Raw genomic sequence first — 9,398 nt, 5'->3', positions numbered from 1 at the left:
CGAACAGGAAAGTTAAGCTCTACAGCGCTGATGGTACTGCATGGGAGACTGTGTGGGAGAGTAAGACGTTGCCAGGTTATAAAAAGCTATCTTTTCAGAAAAGAAAAGATAGCTTTTTTTACGTATATTTATATTTTGATTTTTTGAAATTATTATGCTATAATAATTATTATTAGTTAATAAGAGGTGTGAATATGAGTGTTATATTAATTGAATACCCTAGATGTACTACATGTAAGAAAGCAAAAAAATTTCTAAATGATAAGAATATAGAATTTACGGATAGACATATTGTGGAGGAAAATCCTACAGAAGAAGAATTATTGAACTGGATGGAAAAAAGTGAATTAGAGCCAAAGAAATTCTTCAATACATCGGGTAATTTATATAAAGATATGAACTTAAAAGAGAAAGTAAAAAATATAACGAAGGAAGAAGCTGCTAAAATTTTATCGACTAATGGAATGCTTGTAAAAAGGCCGGTATTAATAAAAGATAGTAAAATAGTGTTAGGATTTAAAGAGGAAATCTACAATGAAATATTTGAATAGAATTCTTATTTTGAGTTAGGAGATAAATTATGATTGATAAGGAATGTATAATTATATGTAACTTTAATGAAAAGGAAAAGAAATTAATTAAAGCATATGCTAGTATGATAGGGATAAAAGAACAAATTCAAGTTACATGGAAAAATTCTCAAAATACTATTAAAGATATAATAGTAGGTAATATTACAGAAAATCTTGATAATGCTGAGATAAAAGATAGAGCTATTATATTTAATAGTTTAGATTCAAAAAAAGTAAGTATATTTATAGATAATATGAAAAAAATGAGGATAGCACCAGCCATGAAGGCAGTAGTAACAGAGACATCAATTGAGTGGACTTTAAATCAGCTACTTAAAAATTTGATTGAAGAAAGAAAAGCAGAAAAGGCAGGAAAACAATTTAAACACTAGTATAAATATGTATATGGGGTTAAATATAACTTCATATACTTTTTTTGTTTGCAAACTACATGTTAAATTCACATTAATTTCATTACAAATATAAATGGATATATTATTATAATAGCATAGTAATTATTAATTTAAAGATAAGAAAAATAGTAGGTCTTTAAATTTTATTTTTTAGGAATTATAAGAGTATAATGATTCTTTGGGGAAAGAATCAAATTGAGGACACTTTTAACTAGGTAATGGGTAGAAATGAGAAAATGATTAACATTAAATGGTCTTAATGTTGTGCAATTGGTTAATTACTAATTGCAAAAAAATAATCCCGTATAAGATTATGTCTTATACGGGATTATTTTGTCATATCATGTTATTATATAAGTAAACAATAAATCTACGAGGAAAATTACGGAGGAGATAAAAATGCAGAATAGAATTCTTGTGGTAGAAGATGATTTGAGGATACAGGAACTTGTAGTTGAGTTTTTGCTATCTCAAGATTATAAGGTAGATTCAGCTAGTGATGGTATGGAAGGCTATGAAAAGTACAAGAATAATATATATGATTTAGTAATTTTAGATGTGATGCTTCCAAAGTTAGATGGTTATGGATTATGTAAGATGATAAGAAAAAATAATCAAGAAATAAGCATTATATTTTTAACAGCATTAGGTAGTGAAGAAGATGAGGTAAAAGGTTTTGAGTTAGAAGTAGATGATTATATTACGAAGCCATTTTCTTTTAATATATTAATCAAAAGAGTAGAAGCAGTCTTAAAAAGAAGAAGAGAAGCAAATAATTTAGGAAAATTACTTGTTTTTAAAGAATTAAAACTTGATTTGAGTACATATAAAGCTTACGTAGAAAATGAAGAAATAGAATTAACATTGAAAGAATTTAACATATTAAAAATGCTTATAGAGATATATCCAAAGGTAGCAGCCAGAGAATCTTTAATAGAAAATATTTGGGGATATGAATATTATGGTGATACTAGGGTTATAGATGCCCATGTGAAAAATATAAGAAAAAAGATAAGATATGACTATATAAAAACACTTAAGGGGGTTGGATATGTGTTGGGGAAGTAGTTGGTATAATCTCGGTATTAGAAAAAAAATTGTTTTATCTAATACTATAGCATTATTAATAGGATTTATAATACTACATCTTTCACTTATAGTATTTACCCCCTCAGTGTATGTAAACTATAGGAAATATGTAATAAATAAAAAAATAGATAAGTTAATTGACAAACTGGAAACAACAAAGTTTAATGATTTAAATGAAAAATTAGATGATTTTACCTATGACAATGATATTATGATGACCATAACTGATAATGATGGGAAAATTGTATATACTTCTTTTAGAGATGGATATGTGATTCCAAGTGAGTATCATTTAAAAAGTACTAGATCAGATATAACAAGATTAAATATAACTAAAGATTTTACCTTTAAGCAAATAGATAATAAAGAATGCAATTTAAATATTCACATTCCAGTAAGGTCTGAAGAAATTAGAACTATTATTAGGGTTTTTTTGCCATTTGCAATAATATCAACGTTAATGATATCTATGATGACAGCCTTATTTTTTTCAAAAGTTATAAGTAAACCATTAATACAACTTACAAAAAAGGCAGAAGGAATAGCTAAATTAGATTTTTCACAAAACTTTTATAGTTATGATAAAGATGAAATAGGGCAGTTATCCAATAGTCTTGATATAGTTAAAAGTAATTTAAGTACGACTATAGAAAAACTAAAAAGAGCTAATGATCAATTAAAAAGTGATTTAAAGAAAGAATTACTGGTAGACAAGGAAAGAAGGGAATTCATGGCTGTTATATCGCATGAATTAAAATCTCCTATAACAATAATAAGTGGCCAAGTGCAAGGAATGATTCATGGAATAGGAAGATATAAAGATAGAGATAAGTATTTGAGGGAAGTTTATGAAGTAACTAAGGTAATGGAAAACTTAGTTATGGAGATAATTAATGTCTCAAAAAATCTGTGCAGTGGATTTGAAATTGATAGGGAGTATATAGATATATCAGAAATGTTGAGGGAAGTTTTAAGAAGCAATTACTATTTTTCTGAAAAGAAAAAGATAAGTGTTTATGAAATAATTGAGGATGATGTATTTGTAAGTGGAGATAGGAAATTATTAAGGAAAGCTTTAAATAATATATTAAAAAATGCTTTTGAACATTCTCCACGGGGAGGAGAAGTTAGAGTTAACTTGAATAGTAATGGGCTATCAGTAAAAAATACAAGTGTAGAAATACCAAAAGAGGATATGGAAAAAGTTTTCCATGCATTTTATAGAGTTGATAAATCTAGAAATAATAGAACTGGAGGATCAGGTCTAGGATTATATATAGTTTATTTGATTTTAGAGAAGCATGATTCAATAAAATACAATTTAGAATATAGTGATGGCTACGTGGTATTCAATATGGAATTTATATAATAGAAATAGTATAAGGATATAGAGATATATTTTTATACTATTTTTTTATATTTATGAAAATCTAATATCAAATCAAATTAAAAGATATAACTAATTGTAGAAAAGTCATAACTTTATATTGACGTTCATATTTCATAGTTGTAAACTTAAGGTAAAGTTAATAGATATGGAGGAGATAATAATGACTACAAAATTTAAATTTCCTAATAATTTTTGGTGGGGATCAGCTACTTCAGGACCCCAATCTGAGGGTCGATTCAATAAATTGCATAGGAGTGTTTTTGATTACTGGTATGATATAGATCCAGAGGCATTTTTCGATAAGGTTGGTCCTGATGTGGCATCTAATTTTTACAATAGTTATAAAGAAGATATAGCCATGATTAAGGATATTGGACTTAATAGTGTAAGAACTTCAATACAATGGACACGCCTTATAAAAGATTTAGAAACAGGCGAACCAGATGAGGATGGAGTTAGATTTTATAATGATATAATAGATGAATTCATAAAAAATAATATAGTGCCTGTAATAAATTTGCATCATTTTGATTTGCCGGTAGAATTATATGACAAATATGGTGGATGGGAATCTAAGCATGTAATTGATCTATTTGTTAAGTTCGCAGAAACTGCATTTAAGTTGTTTGGTGACAGAGTTAAATATTGGACAACTTTTAATGAACCGATGGTTGTGGTAGAAGGTGAATATTTATATAAATTTCATTATCCTTTAATTTCAGATGGAAAAAAAGCTATACAAGTGTTATATAATATTAATTTAGCCTCATCAAAAGCTATACAAAAATTCAAGAAAATGGGATATAATAATAATGGAGGGCAAATAGGAATTATATTAAATCTAACACCATCATATCCAAGATCACAGGATGAAGAAGATGCCAAAGCAAGCGAATTTGCAGACGATTTCTTTAATAATTCTTTCTTGAGTCCAGCAGTAAAGGGAGAATTTCCAGAAAGCCTTGTGAAGATATTAAAAGATGATAATGTAATCTGGGAATCAACAGATGAGGAGCTTCAAATTATTAGAGAAAATATAATAGATTTCTTAGGGGTTAATTATTATCAACCAAGAAGAGTAAAGGCAAAAGAGTTTCTTTATGATAATTCAAGAGGGTGGATGCCAGACAAATATTTTGATAATTATGATATGCCCGGCAAGAGGATAAATCCATATAGGGGCTGGGAGATATATCCTGAATGTATGTATGATATAGCAATTAATATAAAAAATAACTATGGAAATATTCCTTGGTACATTTCTGAAAATGGAATGGGGGTAGAAGGCGAAGAAAAGTATATAAATTCTGATGGAATAATTGAAGATGATTATAGAATTGATTTTTATAAAGAGCACCTAGAATATCTTTACAAGGGTATAGAAGAGGGGTCAAATTGTTTTGGGTATCATACATGGACTCCAATAGATTGTTGGTCATGGACTAATGCTTATAAGAATAGATATGGATTTATTGCAGTTAATTTAAAGACACAAAAGAAGACTATTAAAAAGTCAGGAAGATGGATTAAGGAAGTATCAAAAAATAATGGATTTTAATTAGGGGGAAGCAATATGAAAAATTATATGGTATTTGACATTGGGGGAAGTTCTGTAAAATCTTCTATAATAAGTGAAAATGGAGAAATTATAAATAATCAAAAGATTGATATAGCTGAAAATATGGATTTGTTTTTCGATAGCTTAGCAAAATCAGTTAATCAAAATAAGACTAAGTATAACTTGCAAGGAATTGCTATTAGTGCACCAGGAGCTGTAGATAGTGAAACTGGAATTATAGGAGGAACTAGTGCAATATCATATATTCATGGACCTAATTTTAAAGAAATTTTGATAGAAAAGACTGGATTAAATGTAGAGATAGAAAATGATGCAAATTGTGCTGCTCTAGGAGAAGTGTGGCTAGGTGCAGGTAAAGACGAAAATGATTTAGCATTTGTTGTTTGTGGAACTGGTATTGGAGGAGCAATAGTTAAGGATAGAAAGATTCATAAGGGAACTCATTTGCATGGAGGAGAATTTGGTTACTCAATTGTAAAATATGATGAAGATGGATTTGCAAGTTGGAGTGAGATAGGCTCAACAATGGTACTAGCTAAAAATGTAGCAATTAGAAAAGGTGTTTCTGAGAAAGAGATAGATGGATTAAAGGTTTTTAAGCTTTATGAAGAAGGAGATGAAATTGCAATAGAAGAGGTTGAAAAATATTATACTTATATGGCAATTGGTATCTATAATATTCAGTATACCTATGATCCTGAAGTTATAATTCTTGGGGGAGCTATTTGTGAAAGAGAAAATTATCTTAGCTCCATAGATAAGAAGTTAGATATTTTATTAGAGAAAGAAGATGGCGTCATAAAACCTAATATTAGGAAATGCAAATATGGGAATAATGCTAATAAAATCGGGGCTTTGTATCATTACTTAACAAGAAATAATAAATAACTTTTATTATTTCTATTGCATATAAAAGATTTAAAGATGATATAATAGTAACTATAATTAAATTGGACTATAGTTACTATTATTATTTTAGGGGGGCAAAAAAATGATTTCAGAAAAGATGAAGGAATTAGTTAAAAATAGTTCTACTATTAGAGCAATGTTTGAAGAAGGTAAGAGATTATCAGCAATTTATGGAGAGGAAAATGTATTTGATTATAGTTTGGGGAATCCCAATGTAGAACCACCTGAAACCATAAGAAAAGCTATATCAGATATACTTCAAGAAGAAAGTCCAAATTATGTTCATGGATATATGAATAATTCAGGATATGAAGATGTAAGGGAAGAAATTGCAAAATACATAAATAAGAAAAATGGTGTTAACTTAAATTTTGGAAATATAATAATGACTTGCGGAGCTGCAGGAGGGTTAAATATTATATTAAAAACTATATTAAACCCAGAAGACGAGGTTATAACTTTTGCGCCTTTCTTTGGAGAATATGCAAACTATGTTAAAAATTTTGATGGAAAGCTTGTTATAGTAGAATCTGAAGAGAAAACTTTTCAACCTAATATAGATGCATTGGAAAAGGGAATTACAAGTAAGACAAAAGCCATAATAATTAATTCACCTAATAATCCTACAGGAGTAGTATATACTGAGGAATCAATTAAGAGAATGGCAGAAACATTAGAAAAGAAACAAAAGGAATATGGGACTAGAATATTTCTAATTTCAGATGAACCATATAAGGAAATAGCTTATGATGGTGTTAAAGTGCCATTTATCCTTAACTACTATAAGAATTCATTTATAGGATATTCCTATAGTAAATCATTGTCACTTCCAGGAGAAAGAATTGGATATATTGCAGTAAATCCTGAAGTAGATGATTTTAAAGATGTTGTAAGCTCTTTGAATGTTGCAAATAGAATACTTGGGTTTGTAAATGCACCGTCTCTTTTTCAAAGAGTTATAGCTAAGACTTTAGGTGCAGAAGTCGATGTTAATATATATAAAAAGAATAGAGACCTATTATATAACCACTTGATATCATTAGGGTTTGAATGTGTAAAACCAGAAGGGGCATTTTACCTATTTCCAAAAGCATTAATTGAGAATGATAAAAAGTTTGTTGAAATAGGAAAGAAATATAACTTACTTATGGTTCCTGGAACTTCTTTTGGTAGACCAGGATATGTTAGACTTTCTTATTGTATAAGTTATGAAAAAATAGTGAAGTCACTTGATAGTTTTACAAAATTGGCTAAGGAATGTAATGAAATAATTAATAAAAATCAATAATTATCATTGACTTAGTATTAATTATAGTAGATAATGTTTATGTGATATGAAAAGATAATGATAAGGAAGAGTATTAAAATAAATTTCTTTTAGAGAGCTAAGGGTAGGTGAAACTTAGTAGAAATCTTTTAAGAAGCAGCCTTTGAATCGCTTATTGAGAACTAAGATAATTCTTAATGTAGATAATGCCGTAGCCCTTACGTTACAAAGGGAGGAATATGATTGTATTCTTTCATGAGTGAGTAAAGAAATTTACTTATTAGGGTGGTACCGCGGATTATTAACTTCGTCCCTTTTTGGGGATGGAGTTTTTTTATTACTCAATTTATATTTATGGAGGATTTAAAATGGAAGAAATTTTAGAGATTTTAGAAGAAAACAGCAGGTATACTGATGAACAAATTGCAGTTATGACAGGTAAATCATTAGAAGAAGTTAGGGCAGCAATTAAGGAATACGAAGAGAAAAGTGTAATTGCTGGATATAAAACGTTAATAAATTGGGAAAATGTTGGGAAGGAAACAGTTACAGCACTAATAGAAGTAAAGATTACTCCTCAAAGAGGTGTTGGTTTTGATAGCGTAGCTGAAAGAATATATAAATTTGACCATGTTAAGGCTTGTTATTTAATGTCTTCAGGTGGATTTGACCTTATGGTTATGGTAGAAGGGAAGAGTATGAAGGAAATAGCTTCTTTTGTAGCTGAAAAACTATCATGTCAAGAGTACGTAAACGGAACAGCAACACATTTTGTATTAAAGAAATATAAAGAACATGGAACAATATTTAAGGAAGAAAAGACAGATGATAGGGAGGCAATTTTTATATGATACTAGAGAAGATGATTAAAGATAACGTGAAAAATATGCCTCCTTCAGGTATAAGAAAATTTTTTGATATTGTAAACGAAATGGATGATGTTATTTCATTGGGGGTAGGGGAACCAGATTTTGTTACTCCTTGGAATGTAAGAGAAGCTGGAATCTACTCTCTAGAAAAGGGTCATACACATTATTCTTCAAATGCTGGATTTATTGAACTTAGACAAGAAATATCTAAATATTTAGATAGAAAATTTAATTTATCATATAATCCAGATAATGAAATAATAGTAACAGTTGGTGGAAGTGAAGGTATAGATATAGCTTTAAGAACTTTGGTTGGACCTGGTGATGAAGTAATAATACCAGAGCCAAGTTTCGTTGCCTATAAAGGTTGCACAACTTTCACAGGAGCTACTCCAAAGGTGATAAATTTAAAGGCAGAAAATGATTTTAAGCTTACAAGAGAGGAGCTTGAAGATGCTATTACAGAAAAAACAAAGGTTCTAATTATGCCTTTTCCTAATAATCCTACAGGAGCTATTATGACAAAAGAAGAACTTCAGCCTTTGGTAGATCTATTAAAAGAAAAAGAAATTATAATATTATCTGATGAAATATATGCAGAATTATCTTATGATGAACCTCACATATCAATAGCTTCTTTCAAAGAAGTAAAAGATCAGACTGTTGTTATTAATGGATTTTCGAAGTCATATGCTATGACTGGTTGGAGACTTGGATATGTTTGTGGTAATTCTATTTTATTAAATGAAATGAAAAAGATACATCAATATTCAATTATGTGCTCTCCAACAACAGCACAATATGCAGCTATAGAAGCATTAAAGAATGGAGATGAAAGTGTAAGTAAGATGGTTAAGGAATACAATAGAAGGAGAAGGGTTTTAGTGGATGGTTTTAGAAAATTAGGATTAGATTGCTTTGAACCTTTAGGAGCTTTCTATGTATTTCCATCTATAAAAGCAACAGGAATGACTTCAGATGAGTTTTGTGAAGATTTATTGAAGAAGGAAAAGGTACTAACAGTTCCTGGAAATGCTTTTGGAGAATGTGGAGAAGGATTTATTAGAGCTTGTTATGCTTCATCTATGGATAATATAGTCGAAGCTTTAAAGAGAATTGAAAGATATTTAGATGGGTTAAAGTAGAATAAATAATTTTTATAAAATGATAATTTGTGATATAATCGACTTTGTTATATGAAACTCGTATAAAGTGGGAAATATGGTCCCAAAGTTTCTACCTGCTAACCGTAAAATAGCAGACTACGAGGTGAGTTGTTTTAAATAGAGTTATTTATTATATTCAAAAAC

The 9,398-nt window shown here is 29.0% G+C and carries 9 protein-coding genes, 1 rRNA gene, 1 riboswitch and 1 other annotated feature; all 10 genes read left to right on the top strand.

The genetic code is table 11. The features are described from left to right. Nucleotides 1–77, top strand: a 5S ribosomal RNA gene (gene rrf, locus H9661_RS20085); the annotation flags it as partial. A 117-nt stretch (nucleotides 78–194) separates the two neighbouring features. Beyond that, nucleotides 195–551 carry an arsenate reductase family protein gene (locus H9661_RS10015; RefSeq protein ID WP_143316153.1) on the top strand — a complete coding sequence of 119 codons (357 nt, stop codon included), beginning with the start codon at nucleotides 195–197 and terminating at the stop codon, nucleotides 549–551. Between the two features lie 29 nt (nucleotides 552–580). Next, nucleotides 581–964: a DUF3783 domain-containing protein gene (locus H9661_RS10010; protein ID WP_143316154.1), complete on the top strand. Its 384-nt coding sequence runs from the start codon at nucleotides 581–583 to the stop codon at nucleotides 962–964. Between the two features lie 420 nt (nucleotides 965–1,384). Further along, nucleotides 1,385–2,053 carry a response regulator transcription factor gene (locus H9661_RS10005; protein ID WP_143316155.1) on the top strand — a complete coding sequence of 223 codons (669 nt, stop codon included), beginning with the start codon at nucleotides 1,385–1,387 and terminating at the stop codon, nucleotides 2,051–2,053. Next, nucleotides 2,037–3,443, top strand: coding sequence for a sensor histidine kinase (locus H9661_RS10000; protein ID WP_143316156.1), 1,407 nt, complete (start codon nucleotides 2,037–2,039; stop codon nucleotides 3,441–3,443). The genes H9661_RS10005 and H9661_RS10000 overlap by 17 nt, the downstream gene beginning before the upstream one ends. 181 nt (nucleotides 3,444–3,624) lie before the next feature. Beyond that, nucleotides 3,625–5,022 (top strand): glycoside hydrolase family 1 protein, encoded by a 1,398-nt coding sequence (locus H9661_RS09995; RefSeq protein WP_191768575.1) that lies wholly within the window; start codon nucleotides 3,625–3,627, stop codon nucleotides 5,020–5,022. Nucleotides 5,023–5,037: 15 nt separating this feature from the next. Then, entirely contained in the window at nucleotides 5,038–5,931 is an 894-nt protein-coding gene (locus tag H9661_RS09990) for an ROK family protein (RefSeq protein ID WP_143316158.1), read from the top strand. Between the two features lie 103 nt (nucleotides 5,932–6,034). Next, nucleotides 6,035–7,240 (top strand): pyridoxal phosphate-dependent aminotransferase, encoded by a 1,206-nt coding sequence (locus H9661_RS09985; protein ID WP_191768573.1) that lies wholly within the window; start codon nucleotides 6,035–6,037, stop codon nucleotides 7,238–7,240. Between the two features lie 48 nt (nucleotides 7,241–7,288). Then, nucleotides 7,289–7,537, top strand: a binding site (T-box leader). Between the two features lie 50 nt (nucleotides 7,538–7,587). Next, the gene (locus H9661_RS09980; RefSeq protein WP_143316160.1) at nucleotides 7,588–8,070 is read left to right on the top strand and encodes an Lrp/AsnC family transcriptional regulator; all 483 of its coding nucleotides are present in this window, start codon (nucleotides 7,588–7,590) and stop codon (nucleotides 8,068–8,070) included. Further along, on the top strand, nucleotides 8,067–9,233 hold the full coding sequence (locus tag H9661_RS09975) for an aminotransferase class I/II-fold pyridoxal phosphate-dependent enzyme (RefSeq protein ID WP_143316161.1): 1,167 nt from the start codon (nucleotides 8,067–8,069) through the stop codon (nucleotides 9,231–9,233). The genes H9661_RS09980 and H9661_RS09975 overlap by 4 nt, the downstream gene beginning before the upstream one ends. Before the next feature lie 38 nt (nucleotides 9,234–9,271). Then, nucleotides 9,272–9,373: riboswitch (purine riboswitch) on the top strand. The last annotated feature ends 25 nt before the right edge of the window (nucleotides 9,374–9,398 follow it).

Source organism: Clostridium cibarium, from assembly GCF_014836335.1.
In the GTDB taxonomy this organism is placed as follows: Bacteria; Bacillota; Clostridia; order Clostridiales; family Clostridiaceae; genus Clostridium; species Clostridium cibarium.
Note: the sequence above shows the minus strand (reverse complement) of the source record. Positions and strands in the feature narration are given on the sequence as shown.

Coding starts and splice junctions, on each gene's coding strand:
- H9661_RS10015 (WP_143316153.1), top strand. CDS start 195: ATGAGTGTTATATTAATTGAATACCCTAGATGTACTACATGTAAGAAA.
- H9661_RS10010 (WP_143316154.1), top strand. CDS start 581: ATGATTGATAAGGAATGTATAATTATATGTAACTTTAATGAAAAGGAA.
- H9661_RS10005 (WP_143316155.1), top strand. CDS start 1,385: ATGCAGAATAGAATTCTTGTGGTAGAAGATGATTTGAGGATACAGGAA.
- H9661_RS10000 (WP_143316156.1), top strand. CDS start 2,037: ATGTGTTGGGGAAGTAGTTGGTATAATCTCGGTATTAGAAAAAAAATT.
- H9661_RS09995 (WP_191768575.1), top strand. CDS start 3,625: ATGACTACAAAATTTAAATTTCCTAATAATTTTTGGTGGGGATCAGCT.
- H9661_RS09990 (WP_143316158.1), top strand. CDS start 5,038: ATGAAAAATTATATGGTATTTGACATTGGGGGAAGTTCTGTAAAATCT.
- H9661_RS09985 (WP_191768573.1), top strand. CDS start 6,035: ATGATTTCAGAAAAGATGAAGGAATTAGTTAAAAATAGTTCTACTATT.
- H9661_RS09980 (WP_143316160.1), top strand. CDS start 7,588: ATGGAAGAAATTTTAGAGATTTTAGAAGAAAACAGCAGGTATACTGAT.
- H9661_RS09975 (WP_143316161.1), top strand. CDS start 8,067: ATGATACTAGAGAAGATGATTAAAGATAACGTGAAAAATATGCCTCCT.